At 71.2% G+C, this 17135-nt stretch carries 14 protein-coding genes; 11 read left to right on the forward strand and 3 right to left on the reverse strand.

The annotated features are described in order from the left end of the window. From BN2660_RS07805 to BN2660_RS07815, 3 genes are all read left to right on the forward strand, one after another. Positions 1 to 646 (forward strand): FHA domain-containing protein (locus BN2660_RS07805; protein ID WP_141651259.1); only part of this gene is annotated, 646 nt, incomplete at its 5' end. Then, the gene (locus BN2660_RS07810; protein ID WP_091229735.1) at positions 643 to 1473 is read left to right on the forward strand and encodes a PP2C family protein-serine/threonine phosphatase; all 831 of its coding nucleotides are present in this window, start codon (positions 643 to 645) and stop codon (positions 1471 to 1473) included. The genes BN2660_RS07805 and BN2660_RS07810, both read left to right, overlap by 4 nt. Before the next feature lies 1 nt (position 1474). Then, entirely contained in the window at positions 1475 to 2143 is a 669-nt protein-coding gene (locus BN2660_RS07815; RefSeq protein WP_091229738.1) for a hypothetical protein, read from the forward strand. A gap of 18 nt (positions 2144 to 2161) precedes the next feature. Here the strand turns inward: BN2660_RS07815 and BN2660_RS07820 are convergent, their stop codons facing one another. The 3 genes from BN2660_RS07820 to eccD are packed head-to-tail and all read right to left on the reverse strand — an operon-like array spanning position 2162 to position 6246. Then, positions 2162 to 3556 carry a S8 family serine peptidase gene (locus BN2660_RS07820; protein ID WP_091229740.1) on the reverse strand — a complete coding sequence of 465 codons (1395 nt, stop codon included), beginning with the start codon at positions 3554 to 3556 and terminating at the stop codon, positions 2162 to 2164. Next, complete coding sequence (gene eccB / locus BN2660_RS07825; protein ID WP_091229743.1) at positions 3556 to 4908, reverse strand: type VII secretion protein EccB; 1353 nt, start codon at positions 4906 to 4908, stop codon at positions 3556 to 3558. The genes BN2660_RS07820 and eccB overlap by 1 nt, the downstream gene beginning before the upstream one ends. Positions 4909 to 4911: 3 nt before the next feature. Further along, entirely contained in the window at positions 4912 to 6246 is a 1335-nt protein-coding gene (eccD, locus tag BN2660_RS07830) for a type VII secretion integral membrane protein EccD (RefSeq protein ID WP_091229746.1), read from the reverse strand. A gap of 285 nt (positions 6247 to 6531) precedes the next feature. Between eccD and BN2660_RS07835 the strand changes: the two genes are divergently transcribed. The 8 genes from BN2660_RS07835 (at position 6532) to eccCa (ending at position 17128) form a co-directional block, all read left to right on the forward strand. Further along, positions 6532 to 6849 (forward strand): WXG100 family type VII secretion target, encoded by a 318-nt coding sequence (locus tag BN2660_RS07835; RefSeq protein WP_067115405.1) that lies wholly within the window; start codon positions 6532 to 6534, stop codon positions 6847 to 6849. A gap of 43 nt (positions 6850 to 6892) precedes the next feature. Further along, entirely contained in the window at positions 6893 to 7174 is a 282-nt protein-coding gene (locus BN2660_RS07840; RefSeq protein WP_017831421.1) for a WXG100 family type VII secretion target, read from the forward strand. Between the two features lie 124 nt (positions 7175 to 7298). After that, the gene (locus BN2660_RS07845; RefSeq protein ID WP_091229749.1) at positions 7299 to 7736 is read left to right on the forward strand and encodes a hypothetical protein; all 438 of its coding nucleotides are present in this window, start codon (positions 7299 to 7301) and stop codon (positions 7734 to 7736) included. After that, positions 7736 to 9076 carry a S8 family serine peptidase gene (locus tag BN2660_RS07850; protein WP_091229752.1) on the forward strand — a complete coding sequence of 447 codons (1341 nt, stop codon included), beginning with the start codon at positions 7736 to 7738 and terminating at the stop codon, positions 9074 to 9076. Before BN2660_RS07845 ends, BN2660_RS07850 begins: the two co-directional genes overlap by 1 nt. After that, positions 9066 to 10490 (forward strand): hypothetical protein, encoded by a 1425-nt coding sequence (locus BN2660_RS16850; RefSeq protein WP_141651260.1) that lies wholly within the window; start codon positions 9066 to 9068, stop codon positions 10488 to 10490. The genes BN2660_RS07850 and BN2660_RS16850 overlap by 11 nt, the downstream gene beginning before the upstream one ends. Before the next feature lie 61 nt (positions 10491 to 10551). Further along, the gene (locus BN2660_RS07860) at positions 10552 to 11916 is read left to right on the forward strand and encodes a hypothetical protein (protein WP_091229761.1); all 1365 of its coding nucleotides are present in this window, start codon (positions 10552 to 10554) and stop codon (positions 11914 to 11916) included. Then, positions 11913 to 13157: an RDD family protein gene (locus BN2660_RS07865; RefSeq protein ID WP_091229764.1), complete on the forward strand. Its 1245-nt coding sequence runs from the start codon at positions 11913 to 11915 to the stop codon at positions 13155 to 13157. The genes BN2660_RS07860 and BN2660_RS07865 overlap by 4 nt, the downstream gene beginning before the upstream one ends. Then, positions 13154 to 17128, forward strand: coding sequence for a type VII secretion protein EccCa (gene eccCa, locus BN2660_RS07870; protein WP_091229768.1), 3975 nt, complete (start codon positions 13154 to 13156; stop codon positions 17126 to 17128). Before BN2660_RS07865 ends, eccCa begins: the two co-directional genes overlap by 4 nt. Positions 17129 to 17135: the final 7 nt, after the last annotated feature.

The raw sequence follows: 17135 nt of genomic DNA on the forward strand, positions 1-17135 counted from the left end.
CGACCACGCCGCGCAGGGCGAGCCTGTCGCGCCGATGATCCGGCCCGCGCCGACACCGTTCGTCGAGGCGGTCACGCCCGCAGAGACGTCTGGTGCCGCCGCCGACTCCTCCGTCTCCGCCGACCCGCCCGCCGCCTCCGCCGCGTCGGAGCCTGCCGTTTCCGCGCCGCCCTCGGCCGACTCGACTCAGGTTCCGGCCGTAGCATCCGCCGGCATGCCGCTCGCCGGGCTCGCCGCCGACGTCGACAAGACGGTCGTGTCGCCGCGTCCGACCGACGACGATCTCGAGGCGACGGTCGTCGTCGCGCGTCGACGCGGCGTGCGGCGCTCGCTCGTGCTCGACGACGGGCGCACGTTCGCGCTCTCCGGAGCCAGCGTGGTGATCGGACGCAACCCGACCGGCGAGGCAGGGGAGCAGCGTCTCGCGATCTCCGACACCACCCGGACCCTGTCGAAGACCCATGCCCGTCTCGTCGTGCACGAGGACGAGTGGCGGCTGACCGACCTGCATGCCACGAACGGCGTCGTGGTCGTCGGCGACGACGGCACGGAGACGCTGCTCGACCCGGGCGAGAGCGTGGTCGGCAACGGCCGATTCATCCTCGGCGAGGTCGGCATGCACGTCACGGCGGAGCGCGATTCGTGACGCTCTCCTCGGTGGTCCTCAACGTCGCCTCTCTGACCGACACCGGTCTCACGCGCACCGCGAACGAGGATTCCGTCCTCGCGGCATCGCCCGTCTTCCTCGTCGCCGACGGCATGGGCGGACACGAAGCCGGTGACCGGGCGAGCGCCGCCGTCGTGGCCGCCTTCGAACCGCTCCGCGGGCGATCGGTCGTCGTCGACGACGTCCGTGACGCACTCGGCCGCGCCGCCGCCGTGGTCGAGGGCATCGCCGCGCAGCACAAGAGAGGCGCCGGCAGCACGGTCACCGGAGTCGCGCTCGTGGAGCACGAGGGCGCGCCGCACTGGCTCGTGTTCAACGTCGGCGACTCGCGTGTCTACCGGCATCACGGCAATGAGCTCACCCAGCTCACGATCGACCACTCGCTCGGTCAGGAGATGGTCGATGCCGGGGAGCTCCGCCCCGCGGACCTCGAGTCGTTCTCGCAGCGCAACGTCATCACCCGGGCGATCGGTGCCACCGACAGCACCGCCGACAGCTGGCTACTGCCGGTGGTCGACGGCGAGCGGCTGCTCCTGTGCTCCGACGGCCTCAGCGGCGAGGTCAGCGACGAGGGCATCCGGGCGACGCTCACGATGTGCGGGCGACCCGAGACGGCCGCTTCCGCGCTGGTCCGCCGCGCGCTGCAGGCCGGAGGCCGCGACAACGTGTCGGTGGTGGTCATCGACGTGGTCGCGGGAGGAGCCCGTGCGCGACCGGATGACGACACGGGAGGACGCGTCGCGGCATCCGCTTTCACCGACTCCGCGCTCGAGGGGACGACGATCCCGGTGCGAGCGAGGGGTTGACATGTCCGAGGACGACACGAACGTCGAAGAGACGGTCATGCTGACGCGGCGCGAACGCCGGCGAAGCACCGTGAAGGCGGATGCCGTCGGCGACGCGCCCGCTGAGGCAGGAGTCGCACCCGCCGAGGCGCCGGCACCCGCCGACGTGCGCGCGGACGCGCCCGCCGACGTGCGTCTTGATGCCCCCGATGCCGAGGCCGACGCTCTCGACGACGCGACGGTCGTGGTGGCCCGCTCCCGCCCCGTGCGATCGGCGCCCGCAGACGGTGAGCCAGTGGATGCCGTCGCCGAAAGCCCCGAGGAAGACGTGGTCGACGACGCGACGGTCGTCCTGGCGCGCTCCGTACCCCGCCCGCGTGGCGACGATGCCGCAGCGGAGGAGCGCACGGAGGACGAGGAGGAGCCCGCGGAACCCCCCGAGGACTCCCTGTTCCGCGCGCCTCTCGCGCCGACCCCGGCCATCTACCGCCCCCGTCCGGCACCCCTCGCGCCGACGGCACCGCCCGTGGTCATCGGGGCCGCCGCGCCCACCCGCGTCGTGGACGTCGACCGGACGTCGGTCACCAAGCAGGCGCGGCGATGGAGCGTCTACACACTGCTCGCCTTCGCCGGCGCGTGCGCGGTGTCCGTCGCGGGGCTGGTGGGGTTGGGCTTCGTCGTCCTGGGCTGACGCCGTCCGCGCGCGGGCTCAGCGGCGGCTGCTGATGGGCGAGCGTCCGTCGTCGGGGCTCGGTTCGGGCGTGTCGAGCAGGCCCCCCACTCGGCCGGCGTCCGCCTCGTCCGTCGCCGGCGCGTCCTTGCGGCGGCGCAGCACGATGAGGATCCCGAGCACGCCGAGCAGGCTGGCACCGCCGATCGCCGCGAAGAGGGCTGCCTCGCGCGTCAGCAGGAACGGCGAGGCGCCGTGGTCGGGTGTCACCGCGGCCGCAGGCGGCCGCGCCGCGCTCTCCATCGTGTCGAAGTACGGGCTCACCGGCCCTCGGGTGGTCTCGTCCGGCAGGAGCTCGATCGCGGCCGACGGCTGGATGAAGCCCCAGCCGTCGACGTCGTCGCGCTCGTCGGCGTCGGCACGCAGCGCGGTGGCGGTGAGCCGATAGGCCCATCCCGCCGGAGGATCCTCCGGATGCGCCTCGGCGACGAGCGCGGCAGCCGCGCTGACGTACCCGGTCGCGAAGCTCGATGCGGGAGCATCGCCGGCGAAGACGCAGTCACCGCCACCGGTCGCCGCCGTGAGGACGTTGCTGCCCGGGGCCGTCACGCCGACCTGCGGTCCGTGGATCGACGAATCCGTCGCGCGCCCTGACGCGTCGGCCGCGCTCACTCCGAGCGCCTGCTCGTATGCGGCGGGGTACCGAGGAGCATCCTCGGCGTCCGCGTCGGAGAGTCGGTTGCCGCCGCTCGCCACGACGAGGGCGCCCACCGCCGCGGCGTGCTCGACCGCGGCCCGGAGCTCGGAGGAGTCCGAGCTCTGCGACAGCGAGACGTTGATGATGTCCGCGCCGTTGTCCGCCGCCCAGTGGATGCCGTCGGCGAGGCGTCGCGAATCGGGGCCGAAGCCCTTGTCCTCGTCCTGCGGGGAGTTGCTGCGGAAGACGCGCACCGACAGCAGACGCGCGTCGGGTGCGAGGCCGACCACACCGGAACCGGCGACCGGCTGCGCGGCGATCTGGCCCGCGATGGCCGTGCCGTGACCCGTCGTGTCGCTCAGGCCGTCACTGCGCTCGCCGTCACCGACGAGGTCGACGCCGCCGATCACCACGCCGGCGAGGTGCGGATTCGACGCGTCCACCCCCGAGTCGACGATGGCGACCACGATGCCCTTGCCCGTTGCCAGTCGATTCGCCTCCTCGGCGCCGAGCTGCGCGAGCGCGGCGGGCGCCTCGGGACTGAAGACGACGGTGCCCGGCTCGCACGCCTGACCCTGGGTCGCCGTCGACACGAGAGAAGACAGCGGCGCCCCGGGTGTCGAGGTCGCAGCCAGAGCGGATGCCGGTGACGCCGAGCCTGCAGCCAGCGCGCATGCGCTCAACAGCGCGGCGGCGGACAGGACGGCGGAACGAGGCCTTCCGGAGCGCTGGCGCATCACTCGTCCCCGGCGCCCGGGGACTCCCTCGCGGCCTCGGCGCTCAGCGCGGGGCCCGCGGCGAAGAACTCGATCCACGCGTCCGACACATGTCCGATGTCGTCCTGCGTGTAGCCGAGCTGGGTGACGGGGTCGCTCCCCGCATCCTCCGCACCCGCGTCGACCACGGCGTCGGGGATCGCGAACGCGGTACCCGACTCGTCGATGAGCACGGCCATGCCGACCATGTCCTCCGAGGCGCCGCGCACCTGCACGAGGGCCCCTCCGCCGACCGCGACGTTCACGCGTGTGCGCTCCTCGGGCAGTTCCTGCGAGGTCGCGCCGAGAACGGTGCGGGCGTCGTCCGTGACGACGGCGCAGGGAGTCTCACCCGCAGCGAGCGGGGTCAGCGGTTCGGTGGGCCAGTCCGCGCCGCCCGCGTGCGGCTCGGTCGGGATGTCGGCGACCTCGGCCGGCGACACCTCTTGTTCCGCATCCGCCTCTGCACCGCTGCCGAGCAGGTAGAGCTGGTACGCGAGGGGGCTGAGCTGCGCGAGCTCGCCCGTGGCGAGCGCGACGTACCGGAGTTCCGGGGGATCGCCCTGCACGTGCACGATGCTGCCGGCGGTGAGAGCCGTGCCCTCGAGCGTGGCGCCGACCGCGTTCAGCCGGATGGGCTCGAGCTCGTCGCCCGACTCGAAGAGGTTGAGCCAGCGCCCGTCGACCTCGAGGATGTCGCTGGTGCCGAGCCCGACGGCGCGCAGCACCGCGTTCGCATCTTCGGGAGAGACCTGGTGGCGCAGCCCGTCCGCGACGACGAACAGGTCCTCACCCCGCTGGACGACCGCTCCGGTGCCGGTGGAGATGCTCGCCACGGGATCCGAGGCCAGCGACACCGAGGTGCCTTCGCGGTCGTCGATGCACGCCGTCCAGGAGGAGTTGAGCAGAGCATCCGGCTTGGGCAGGTCGTCCGGCGCGCCGAGGATGCCGATGGCGGGGCCGACGGGGATCCCGTCGAGAGCCGACTGATCGGTGCGCACGACCTTGAACTCGCCGGCCGGGATGAGCAGTCGTGCGCTGGCCGTGTTGATGACCGGGTACAGGGTGCCGTCGACCGAGACGTAGCGCGACCCGGTGTCGGTGGCGACGATCAGCCGGTTGTTCTGCCAGTCGCCGGGGAGCCCCGGCTGCATGATGCCCCAGAACACTCCGACCAGGATGACGCCGACGGTCAGGGCCACTCCGGCCACGACCGCGCGGAGCGGCTTCGCGGGATCGAGTTCCTTGCCGCCCGGAGCGCCGCCCGTGAAGGCGGAGAGGAGCCGTCGACGGCTGAAGCCCTGCGCCTCGATCAGGTCTTTCTTGGTCGCCATCGGTCAGACGAGTCCTGCCGTGATGACGCCCAGCGGAAGCAGCAGCGCGAGAGCGATGACCTCGACGGTGTCGCCGAGACGGGTGAGCCTCAGCCGCGCCTTCGGCGTCAGCAGCGTCAGGCCGACGAGCATCACGGTCGCGACGACGAGTACGAGGAGCATCCAGGTGCGTACGTCGGGAAGTGCGAGTGCGACGGTCACGCCGGTGACGGCGAGTCCGACGGCTCCGATGGCCATGAGCACGAGCACGCCGAGGCGGGCGTGGATCTGGCGCGACTGGAACATCATCCCCACGAAGGCGAGCACGCACAGCAGGGCACCGGACACACCGCTCGCTGCGACCAGCGGAGTCGCGATGAGCGCCGCGAGGCCGAGCGCCGCGCGCAGCGCGATGAGAGTGCGGGTGCCCGCGGCGGCGCGACGCTTCACCTCGTCGGCGTCGATCGGCTCGGGCGCGGCGAACATGTCGGCGTCGCTCTGCGGCGAGATGACGCGGATGCGGGTCGAGCTCAGCGCCAGCCAGGGGATGCCGTTCGCGAGCAGCGCCGTCGTCGCGAGCATGATCGCGTAGGGAGCGAGCGCGTCGCCGAACGCTGCCGCGCTCGTCGCGGTGATGCCGATGGATGCACCGAGCGCGATAGGGACGAGGTGGATCTCGGGCTTCTCCTGGGTCACGGCGAGGCTCATGCCGCCGACGACGACCAGCCCGAGTCCGAGCGCGGCCAGCGGCCAGCCCCACATGCTCTGAGCCGGTACGGCGAGGTAACCGGCGAGGCCGCCGTATGCGGCCGCCGAGAGACCGAGCGCGTGGCCGGCTTCGGGCTGGCGCAGCCGCATCAGGACGGCCGCGGCGACGCTCAGCACCACGGCTCCCGCTCCGGCGATGATCGCGGGGAGGAGGGATGTCGGGGGAGTGGCCACGAGCAGGAGGGCGCAGAGCGCGAGGAACGTGAGGCTGATGAAGAGGGCCGTGCGCGAGCTGTCGGCGGGCGTCCAGGAGCCGTGCTGCTCGGCCGTCGCGTCGATGACGGCCTCCACGACGTCGTCGTAGACGCGCGGCTCGCTCATGAGGCCACCCCGGACCAGCGTCAGCAGCTCGCCGTCGAGGATGCCCTGCGCGGCCGCTCCTCGCGCGGGGTCGAGGGGGCTGCCGTCCGCTCGCTGCAGCGCGTAGCCGCCGTGCGTCAGCGTCGGGTCCAGCACACCGAGGCTCCGGGCGAACCCGGGGATGATCTCGACGAGGGGCACCTGCGAGGGCACGCCGACGTCGAGTCGCCGGTCGTCGCTGACGACGGAAAGGCGCAGCACGGTGCCTGCCGCAGTGCTGGTCTGAGTCATGGAACGATGCCCCCTCCATGGTGTGCAGCCGCGAAGAAGGACATGTGGCTGCGCATTCCGCCTCTCACCCTAGTTGAGCGGTGCGACAACGCGTAGTCGTGCGCGGGACCTGTTTCTCCAACGAATGCACAATCTCCGGCCCGGATCGTCAGGAATTCTGGCGATCAGCGGGGATCTGTTCTAACCTGACTCCTGAAACAAATCGTGGGGGGTTGTTTCGAAGTCGTCCCAAGACCGGGATGCGCTCCCCGCACGTGTGTCCTAACGGACCGGAGGGAGTGAGTTATGGCTGATGTCATCTCCGCAGAAGAAGGGGCTCTGCGCCGCGGAGCCCAGGCAGTGCGGGAGACCAAGTCCGGGATCGACCAGCAGACCAAGAAGGTCCGCAGCGAGATCGAGCAGCTTCGCGGATTCTGGACGGGTGCGGCCGCCGCATCGTTCACGACGCTCATGTCCCGTTGGGACGAGCAGGCGCGTCAGCTCAACGAGGTCCTGGTGACCCTCGAGGATGCCCTCGCCGGCACCGAGCGCGACCAGGCTGCGACCGAAGAGGCGCACCAGCAGACCATTTCGGGCCTCGGCTCGATGATGTCCGGCGCCTGAGCGCTCAGATCACACAGGATTCAAGGAGAACATGATGCAGTCGATGTCAGTTCGCCCGGAGCAGGTCAACGCTCTGGCAGCGCAGATCCGCAGCGGGTCGCAGGGTATCCGTTCCGAGCTCGACCGTCTCGAGTCCGAGGTCGGCAAGCTCCGTGCCTCGTGGGATGGTGCCGCGCAGCAGGCCTACGACCAGGCCCAGGCCAAGTGGAACCGTTCGCTGAGCGAGATGCAGCAGCTTCTCACCCAGATCGCGGGCAAGACCGAGGAGATCTCGGGCCAGTACGTGCAGACCGACAAGTCGGCTGCCGGGCGGTTCGGAGCCTGATCCTCCGGCGCGGGCCCGTCGCAGAGATGCGAGGGTCCGCGCCGTCTGCTGTGCCGTCCGGCCCCTGGTCGGAAGGCAGTGCAGACGAGCAGGACTGGCTGTTGTCAACGAGGAGGGTGCGTCGATGAGCATTGCGGTCGACTTCGATGGAGTGTTCGCGGAGCTGAAGCGTCTGCTTCGCGAACTGCAGGAGTTCCCGAGCCCGTCCGAGGTGGCGGTCTCCGAAGGTGGGTCGTCGAAGGCCACGGTCGAGTTCCGGAGCGCTGTCGCGCGTGTCGCCGGGTCGATGAGCGACGCCACCGACAAGACCATCGCCAAGCTCCAGACCACTCACGACGCGATCCGCGCGGCCGTGTCGCAGATCGCCGAGCAGGACGCATCGCTGGCCGACGAGGCGAAGCTGATCGTGTCGCTGCTGGACTCGGCTGTCGCGCAGGATGACGACGCGGGCTCGCCGGTGTCCGGGTCGGGCGCCGGCGCGAAGGGCGGAGCCTCAGGCGGCGTCGCCGCTTCCGCGCCTGCACCGACGGCCTCGCCCGAGCCGGAAGTGGCCGACTACTGATGCGCCGCCGGCGCCGCCCTCTGGCAGCGGCGGTCGGTGCTCTCGCATTGATCGCCGCCATCGTCGCGCCCTCGAGCGCGGCGGCGGCAGCATCCGCCGAATCGGGGCTGTGGTGGTTCGATCGCGGAAGGATCCAGGAGGCCCACGACGCCGGGTTCGACGGGACGGGCATCAAGGTCGCGGTGATCGACAGCCAGATCAATCCCGACGTCGTGGGACTCCGAGGAGCGAACATCACTCTCGATGACGGGTCGTACTGCTTCGACGCGTCGGGTCAGCCGTACCCGGTCGTCTCGGCCGACTACGTCGCCTCGTCGCACGGCACGAGAGTCGCCTCCATGATCGCCGGAACCGGCGAGGCGCCCGCAGGAGGTGCGCCCATCAAGGGAGTGGCTCCCGGGGCCGAGGTGCTCTACTACAGCGCCGGTGTGGTCGACGGCGTCGAGGGAGAAGACGGCAGCGATGCCGAGTGCCTACGGGAGAACGGCGAGCCGCAGGGCGACGACGGACGGTTCGCGCTCGACCGCGCGATCTCGGATGCTGTGGCCGACGGCGCCGACATCATCTCGATCTCGTCCGGCAGCAGCACCACCGTCAGCCAGGGGCTCGCGGAGGCCTATGCCGCCGGCGTCGTCGTGGTCGCCGCCATGTCCAACGAAGACGGCATCACCCTGTGGCCGGCCGCGCTGAACGGCGTCGTGGCGGTGCAGGCGTTCGGCGAGGACGGCAGGATCCAGAACGGGACGAACGGTCAGCCGAACCTCACCGACGACGTCGTCGTGGCGGCGCCGGGCGTCGGCCTGCTGCTGCCCGGGACGCCCGGGTCGTGGGATGCGCAGGAGATCGGGTCGGGCACGTCCTTCGCGACGCCGATCGTCTCCGGGTTCCTCGCGGTCGTCAAGCAGAAGTATCCCGAGGCGACCGGAGCGCAGCTGATCCAGAGCCTCCTCCACAACACCGGGACGAAGGGCGAGCACGAGCCCGAGTGGAACGACAGCACCGGATACGGCGCCGCCTCGCTCACCGGAATGCTCGCGGTCGACCCGACCGAGTACCCGGACGTCAATCCGCTCTTCGACACCGAGGATCCGTACGCCCAGCCCTCGCTCCGCGAGGTCGACGAGGCGAAGGCCGCGCTCGGACTCACAGACCAGACCGCTGCTCCGACGGCACAGCCCGGCGCGGACGAGCCGTCGCAGGGGGCGCCGCTTGCTCCCTGGCTGATCGGCGGAGGGATCGTCCTCGTGCTGCTCGTCATCGGCGGCATCGTTCTCGCGATCGTGCTGACGCGGTCCTCACGACGACAGGCCACCGAACAAGGGGGGAATCATGGCGGGTAAGCAGATGGGCGCAGGAGGATTCGAGGCGGAGCTGAACCGCATCCGATCTCTCGAGGACGCGGCGATCCCGCGGATGTCCGCGGTGATCAACGCCTTCACCTCTCTCGAACGGGCTCTCTCCGCGGTGCGTCTGTCGGAGCACTGGAAGGGTGCCTCGGCAGAAGCCGCGACGGCCGACATCGACGAGATCAGGCAGAAGGTATCCGGCATCCTCGAGACGGTGAAGGCCGTGGACACCGCCATCGCCGACGGGAACTCGGCGCGGCGCGAGATCGCCGCTGCCGAACTGCCCTCCGCCTCGATCGATCCGTTCTGGGCGAATGCGGCCAAAGGCGCATCGGTCGTCATCCACCCGGTGCTCGGTCCGCTTGCGGCAGACAGCGCTCTCGACGCGATCGGCAATTTCCTCGGCAATCAGCGGGAGGACCGCGCCCGGCAGATCGTCGAGGATGTCGAGAAGTCCCTCGTCGACCCCACCGACCGGTTGGAAGCAGCGGCCTCGCGGCTGAACAAGTACGACTACTTCCAGTCCGACACCTCCACGAAGGGCGACACCCCGAGCGGGGGAGCCCCGATCGACAGCCCGCGGCTGAACACGCCACGGGTCGGCGGCGGTCCGTCCGGATACGACCCCATCGGCGGCTCTCAGCCGCCGACCGGCGCCGTCGGGGAGTATCTGCCCCCGACCCCGACGAACCCGACCCCGCCCACCTATCCCCCGACGCCGACCTATCCGACGTTCCCCGTGGACTGGGAGCCCGACCCCGTCGGCCCCGGCACTGACCCGGACGGTACCGACGGCAACGACGATCCGACCGTGGACTCGCCGATCGGCGGCGTTCTGCCCGGTGGCTCCGGCGGCACAGGCGGCGGATACCCGATCACCCCCGGCGGCGGAATCGGCGGCGGTCTCGGAGGGGGCCTCGGCGGTGTCGTCGGCGGCGGTGCCGGAGCTGCGGCGATCGCGGCAGGATCGAAGATCTCCGGCATCGGGAGCATGGGTGCCCTTCGCGGCGGCGGAATCGGCGGCGCCTCGGGTGCCGGAATCCGAGCGGGCGGCGGACTGCTGGGCGGCTCGGCCGCCGGCGGCGGAGCCGGTACGCGCGGCGTGGGCGGAATCGGCGGAGGAATGGGCGGCACGGGTGCCGGTGGCGTCGGTGGTGCCGGCGGGGTCGGTGGTGTCGGCGGTGTCGGCGGTGCCGGAGCGGGCGGCACAGGGTCTTCGGGTGCCGCAGGCTCCGGGATGCGCCCGGGCATGGGCATGATGGGCGGCGCCGGCGGCGCTGACGAGGACGAGAAGCCGAAGCGCTCCGGTCTCGGCGGCCCCATCGCCCCGAAGCTCGAAGACGACGAAGAGCGCGGCCCCCGCGCGAAGAGCGCACAGGCAGGTTCCCGCGACGACCACGCAGGCTGATCCGCGTGGGCGGAAGAGGGGCTGCGCGTCGGTCGTCGCGCAGGGTGGATAGGGTTCAGGTGTGTCAGTCGAGATCGTAGAACGGCGTCGCATCGTCCTGCAGAGCGAAGACCGTCGGATCGACATCTCGCTGCCGCTGGACGAGACGCTCGACGACGCCCTGATCTTGAGCGGGCTGTCCACGGCGGGCCGGTTCATCACGATCGGTCCTGGTGGTTTCGAGATCCCCGGCGACACCGAGTGCGAGGATCTCGTCGACGGCGGGCTCTACTCGCTGATCGACCGCACCGCCCTCCCCGCCGCGGGGGATCGTCCCCGCGCGCTCGCGGCGGCGAGCCGTGTGGACCACGGAGCGAGATGGTGGATGCTCGCGGTCAGCGGCCTGCTCCTGGTCGCCGTCTTCGCACAGGGTGCCGGCGAGCCGCTGCTCCGACTCCTCGTCGCCCTGCTGCTCGTCGCCGGGTCCATCAGCGGCGCCGTGGCGTGGGCTCGACGCGATTCTGCGGCCGGTGTCCGCGGGATCCTCGGTGTCCTCGCGCCCGTCCTGCTCTCCTTCGCGGCCGGTGCGCTGCTGATCCCCGCACAGCTGGAGGCGAGCGGACATCTCGCCACGGCATCCGGCTTCCTCGCGGCGAGCGTGACCACGGCGATCATCGCGGTCGCAGCGCGCGCGCGTCCGATGCGTGCGGCCGCGGGAACGGCGACCGTTCTCCTCGTCGGCCTCGCGGCCGTGTGGGGGCTCGCGCTCCTGCTGCGCTGGGGTCCTGCCGAGGCAGCCGCGATCTCGCTCGGGCTGGTGCCACTCGGACTCCGGGCGCTGCCGAGCAGCCTCGTGAACCTCCCCGAGGGGTACTTCATCGACTACAAGCACTTCATGACGAGCCGCTGGACGGTGCGCGGCGCGATCCCCGAGGCCGTCGGCGTGCTGCGTCCCGACCGGATCACGGCGGTCGTCGACGACTCGTCGGCTCGGCTCATCGCCGGCACCGCGGTCCTGAGTGTGGTCGCCGCGGCGATGACCCCGGTGGCCTTCATCCGTCCGTGGCCCGACGGCCCGATCGTCCTGTCCGGCGGCATCGCCCTGATGGTGTGCACGGGTCTCGCTCTGCTCCTCACCCCTCGGCACACGACGTCGCGCATCCTCCGCTGGCTGCCGCGGGGCGCGGCCGCCGTCGTGTTCGTCGTCGCGGGGCTCCAGGCGGCCGTGGCGCTCGGAACCGGCTTCCAGGTTCTCGGCGCCGTCGCGCTGTTCGCCCTGGGCCTCGTCGCCGTGGCCGTCGTCATCCCGATCGCACGCGGCGCGAGCTCCCTGATCTGGTCGCGCTTCGGTGACGCGTTCGAGTGGCTCGCCGTCGCCCTCGCACTTCCTGCGGCGCTGCTCTACGCGGATTCGCTGTCCCTCGTTCGTGGAATGATGGCGGGATGAGCGGGAACGGCGAACCACAGTCCTGGCCGGGCGGTGGACTGATCCCCCCGATGGCACCCGCCGCGCCCTCTCCGACGGAGATCCCGGCACTGCCGCCGGCACTCATCTCGGCTCCCCCCGGTGTCGACGGCGCCCCCCTGAATGCCGCGGCGACCGCGCCTCCCACGCCGCTCGTGTCGACGCGCGCGCACTCGCGCCGCCCCGCAGACGGACTCGGCCCGGCGTTCCTCGCATCGCCCGCCGGGGCCGGGGCTCGCATCGCCGCCTTCACCCTCGACGTGGCCGTGGTCGTGCTCGCCGCAGCGATCGTGCTCATCACCACGCGCAGCCCGCTGCTCGCCGGACTCGCCGTCGCCGAGTTCGCGATCTTCCTGTGGGTGCTCGAGGCCCGCACGGGACTCACCCTCGGCAACGCCGTGCTGCGTCTGCGCACCGCGCGCGGAGACCGTCCGTTCTCGCCCGGCGTCGGTCGCCAGTTCGTCCGCGGCATCGTCACGGGCGCGGGATTCCTCGTCGCGGTGGGCAGCTGGATCGTCGTCGCGTCGAGCGCCTGGGATCGCAGCGGACGCCGGCAGAGCTGGGCCGATCGCATCGCCGGAACCGTCGTCGTCGCCGTGCCGACGCGCGCCGCTGCCGCAGCAGAGCCGGCACCGGTGCCCGCCCCCGACATCGAAGCACTCGCCCCTCCGCAGGTGGTCGCCCTGGGAGCGCATCCGTCCGCGGTCGACGAGGACTCCGAGCCGACCGACGCGCGTGCCGCCTCGCACCGGCTGGAGTCGCCGGTGGCGCCGCCGCTCGGCCAGGACGCGCCCCTGTTCACCGTCGCTCCGGCTGCCGCACCGCAGCCGGCCGCCGAATCCGCTCCGGCATCCGAGTCGGGAGCACTGCTGCTCATCTTCGACACGGGCCAGCGCGTGCAGCTCGGCCTCCCGCTCGCGGCCAACCTCGGACGAGCACCGGTCGCCAGCGCCCACGACGACCGGCTGGTCATCGTGACCGACCCCGATTCCTCCGTGTCGAAGACGCACCTGCGCATCGAGCACTCCCGCGGACGCACGTGGGTCACCGACTTCGGGTCGACGAACGGCTCCGACATCCGGTCCGATGACGGCCAGACGACCGAACTCGTCGCCGGGGAGCGTGTGCTCCTCGACGACGCCGATCGCGTGCGCATCGGCAACCGCAGCTTCACCATCAGCCTCCTGCTGGCCTCGGACAGCAGCGCCGGAGAGAGAGCATGACAGGACCCCGTCTCGCGCCGCCTCGTGTTCCCTCAGGCAAGCTCCCCGTCCAGGCGCCGCCCGAGCTGCAGCCCAGCGACGGCGGCATGGGGGTGCTCGGCTCTCTGCTCCCGATGCTCGGCAGCGTCGGCGCGATCGTCATGGTGACGATGTCGAACCAGTCCGTGACCGGACTGCTGACGGGCGGGATGTTCCTGCTCTCGTCCCTGGGCTTCGTCGCCGTCAACGGATGGCGTCAGCGCTCGCAGCGCCAGGCGGCCACCCTCGGCTCCCGCCGCGAGTACCTCGCCTATCTCACCGAGCTCCGCCAGAGCGTGCGCGTCGCCGCACGTCAGCAGCGCCGAGCGGGCAACTGGCATCTGCCGGCGCCGTCCGCCCTCCCGTACATCGCCGAGGAGCGCACCCGCGTCTGGGAGAGATCCGCCAACGATCCGGACTTCCTGTCGGTGCGCATCGGCACGAGCGATCAGCCGCTGTGCATCTCGCTGGAGGCCCCGGAGCTCCCGCCGCTCGCGCAGCTGGATCCGGTCGCGGCCTCGGCCGCGCACCGGTTCATGCTCACGCACGAGATCCAGAAGAACCTCCCGCTCGGTGTGACGCTCCGCGACTACGCGCGCATCGAGATCACGGGCGACGAGAACGAGTCGAGGGCACTGGCGCGGGCGATGCTGCTGCACGTCGCGACCATGCACGACCCCGACCTGGTGCAGATCGTCATCGCCGCGGACGCCGGAGTCCTCCCGCAGTGGGAATGGGCGAAGTGGATGCCGCACACGCATTCGCGCACCGTCAGAGACGGACTCGGCGCCGCCCGCATGATCGGATCCCAGCTGTCGGAACTGGAGGACATGCTGCCGGCCGAGGTGCGCGAGCGTTCGCGCTTCGCCCGCGACGGGGCGGCGGCCAAGGTGCCGCACATCGTGATCCTCACCGACGGCGCCAGCACCTCGTTCAACGACATGCTCGTGACCGGAGACGGCGTGCAGGGTGTGACCGTGATCGATCTCCCCGCGCGCTGGGGCGATCTCGACGATCCGAACGCGCTGCGCATCGCGTTCGAGCCCGGCGGAAAGGGAACGCGCGCGGAGCTCGTCAGTCTGCAGGTGCCCAGCCGTCCGTTCGACGCCGATGCGATCAGCATCGTCGAGGCGGAGGCGACCGCTCGTCGTCTGATCTCGCTCTACGCCGGCGGCACCACGGTGACGAAGAAGAAGAGCGCCACCGGCCAGGCGGAGCTCGTCGAGCTCCTCGGGCTCCCCGACGTGCGCGACCTCGACCTCGATGCCGCGTGGTCTCCGCGTCTCGAGCGCGACCGCCTGCGCGTGCCGATCGGCCAGACGGAAGACGGCAGTCCCCTCATCCTCGACATCAAGGAATCCGCGCAGCAGGGAATGGGGCCGCACGGTCTCATCATCGGTGCGACGGGATCGGGCAAGTCCGAGGTGCTGCGCACCCTCGTGCTCGCCCTCGCCATGACCCACTCGCCCGAGCAGCTCAACTTCGTGCTCGTCGACTTCAAGGGTGGCGCCACCTTCGCCGGTATGGCCGACATGCCGCACGTGTCGGCGATCATCACGAACCTCGGCGAGGAGATCTCGCTCGTCGACCGCATGCAGGACGCGCTGCAGGGCGAGATGGTCCGCCGCCAGGAGCTGCTGCGCGCGACGGGTCCGTTCGCGAACGTCGCCGACTACGAGAAGGCGCGTCGGGGCGGACGTACCGATCTCGCGCCGCTGCCGGCGCTCCTGATCGTCGCCGACGAGTTCTCCGAGCTCCTCTCGGCGAAGCCCGAGTTCGTCGACACGTTCGTGAACATCGGACGACTGGGCCGATCGCTCCAGGTGCATCTGCTGCTGTCGTCGCAGCGCCTCGAGGAGGGCAAGCTCCGCGGCCTGGACACACACCTCTCTTACCGGATCGGTCTGCGCACGTTCTCGGCGGCCGAGTCCCGCACGGTCCTCGGAGTACCCGACGCGTACCACCTGCCGACGCAGCCCGGAGCCGGCATCCTGAAGTCCGACACCGAGACGATGACGCAGTTCCGCGCCTCGTACGTGTCGGGACCGCCCCCGCGCCGTCGCCGCCGCGCGGCATCCGGTTCGGCGCAGAGCTCCGGCTCGACCGCGGTCGAGCTGTTCACCGCCGCGCCGGTCTGGCGGGCCGAGACCCCGGTGGACGAGCCCGAGGTGGTCGTCGACGCCGAGCCCGAAGAGAAGCGCAACACGTTCGAGATCGCCGTGGAGCTCATGAGCGGTCGCGGTCCCGCGGCGCACCAGGTCTGGCTGCCGCCGCTCGAGACACCCGCGACCCTCGACCAGCTCTTCGGAGACCTCGTCGAAGACCCTGCACTGGGTCTCATCTCGCCGCGCTGGCGCGGAGCCGGAGCGCTCACGGTCCCTCTGGGCATCGTGGATGTGCCGCTCGAGCAGCGCCGCGAGAACCTCGCCGTCTCTCTCGGTGGCGCCGCCGGGCACATGGCGATCGTCGGTGCTCCCCTCAGCGGCAAGAGCACCCTCGCCCGCACGACGATGGTCGCGCTCGCGCTGACGAACACGCCGCAGGAGGTGCAGTTCTTCGTCATCGACTTCGGTGGCGGCAGCTTCAGCGGCCTGCAGCGGTTCACCCACGTCAGCGGCGTCGCGACGAGGTCCGAGCCGGACGTCGTCCGCCGCACGGTGGCGGAGGTGACGAGCCTCCTCAACGCGCGCGAGGTGTACTTCCGTCAGAACGGCATCGACTCGATCGACACCTACCGGCAACGCCGCGCACAGGGGCTCGCCGACGACGGGTACGGCGACATCTTCCTCCTGGTCGACGGCTGGGGCACGCTGCGCTCGGAGTTCGAGATGCTCGAGCCGCAGATCCAGGCGATCGCGGCGCGCGGCCTGACCTACGGCGTACACGTCGTCATCACGGCTGCGCGGTGGATGGAGATCCGCGCGAACATCAAGGACCTCATCGGCACGCGCATCGAGCTGCGTCTCGGTGACCCGACGGACTCGGAGGTCAACCGCAAGGCCGCCGAGAACGTCACCGCGATCCCCGGACGAGGCCTCAACGTCAACGGACTGCAGATGCTGACCGCGCTGCCCCGCATCGACGGCGTGGATGACGCCTCGTCGCTCGCCGACGGCATCGACGATCTCGTGCAGCGGGTGGCGTCGGCCTGGCACGGACCCGCCGGGCCGAAGCTGCGTCTGCTGCCGAACCGCATCGGTCACGAGGACCTTCGGGCTGTCGCGGCTGCGGCGTCGCCGGACGGATCCGAGCCGCGGGAGATCCTGCTCGGCATCGACGAGGCCGAGCTCGCACCGTTCTCCATCGATCCGTACGAGGAGCCGCTGCTCTACCTGTACGGCGACGCGGATTCCGGCAAGTCCTCGATGCTCCGTGGCGTGGTCCATGAGATCACGCGCCTGTACGGGCCTTCCGAGGCGAAGATCTTCGTGGTCGACTACCGCCGTGCGCTGCTGGGCGAGATCCCGCAGGAGTACCTCGGCGCCTACCTCACCTCGCATGAGATGACGGATGGAGGCATGCGCGAGCTGGCGCAGTTCTTCCAGAGCCGCATCCCGGGCGCGGACGTGACTCCGGAGCAACTGCGCTCGCGCTCCTGGTGGACCGGAGCCGAGGGCTTCGTCCTCATCGACGACTACGACCTCGTGTCGACGTCGCAGGGCAATCCGATCGCCGTCCTCGCGCCGCTGCTCGCGCAGGCGGCCGACCTCGGGCTCCACGTGATCCTCACACGCCGCACGGGCGGTGCCTCGCGCGCGGCCTACGACCCGATCATCCAGCGGATGACGGACCTCGGTGCGACCGGCATCCTGCTCTCGGGCAACCCCGAGGAGGGGCAGCTCATCGGCAAGGTCAAGGCGATCCCGTCCATCCCCGGCCGTGCGCAGATCGTCAGCCGCGATCGCGGGCTGGTCGCCGCGCAGCTGCTGTGGGTGCCGCCGAAGTACCAGTAGGGCAGGA

Source organism: Microbacterium sp. 3J1 (assembly GCF_001049495.1).
GTDB lineage: Bacteria > Actinomycetota > Actinomycetes > Actinomycetales > Microbacteriaceae > Microbacterium.